Raw genomic sequence first — 889 nt, 5'->3', positions numbered from 1 at the left:
GCCTTCCTCAATCTCGATCCCGGTCAGCCGCCGGCCCGCCTCACGACCATTCTGGGATCGAGCTGCGCCCGCATGCTGCTGACCGGACGGGCCCAGTCCGCCATGGTGGAGACGCTGCTCGATCCGCTGGTCGAGCGCATCCCGGTGGCTGAACTCGAAGACGCGATCGCGTCGGGACCGACCAAGCCGGCCCGCGCCGCGCGGCGCGCGGCTTCAAGCCTTGCCTATCTCATCTATACGTCAGGCTCCTCCGGCGCGCCGAAGGGCGTCATGATCGAGCAGCGCGGCCTGTCGAACCATCTGGCCTCGCTCGTCTCAGAGCTCGGCCTCTCCGCCGGGGACGTGATCGCGCAGACTGCACCGCAGAGCTTTGTCATCTCGGTCTGGCAGTTCCTGGCGGGGCCGATGGTCGGCGCGCGCGTGCATGTCTGCGACAACGCGAACGTGCAGGACCCGATCCTGCTGGCGCGGGAGATCGAGCGCGAAGGCATCACGGTGCTCGAGGTCGTCCCATCGCTTCTGCGCGTCGTGGTCGAACGGATCAACGAGACACAGGTCCGGCGCGCCTTCGCCGGATTGCGGGTGCTGATCTCGACCGGGGAGCCGCTACCCGTCGACCTCTGCAGGGCCTGGTTCGCCCAATGCCCGAAAGTGCCGCTGATCAACGCCTATGGCGCCTCGGAATGTTCCGACGACGTCTCTCTGCATCGCCTGACCAAGGCGCCGGCGATCACGACCGGTATCGTTCCGGTCGGTGCACCGCTGCCGAACACCCAGCTCTACGTGCTCGATGCCAACCTCCAGCCGCAGCCGGTCGGCGTGACCGGCGAGCTCTGCATCGGCGGCGCGGGCGTCGGCCGCGGCTATATCAACGACCCCGCGCAGAGCC

General features: G+C 68.2%; 1 protein-coding gene. It reads left to right on the top strand.

Going from position 1 to position 889, the window contains the following annotated elements; genetic code table 11:
• A partial coding sequence (locus tag MOV74_RS39205) for an AMP-binding protein (protein ID WP_246932977.1) occupies window positions 1–889 on the top strand: 889 nt, incomplete at both ends.

Origin of the sequence: Bradyrhizobium sp. SHOUNA76 (assembly GCF_023006445.1) — a bacterium.
Taxonomy (GTDB): Bacteria; Pseudomonadota; Alphaproteobacteria; order Rhizobiales; family Xanthobacteraceae; genus Bradyrhizobium.
Note: the sequence above shows the minus strand (reverse complement) of the source record. Positions and strands in the feature narration are given on the sequence as shown.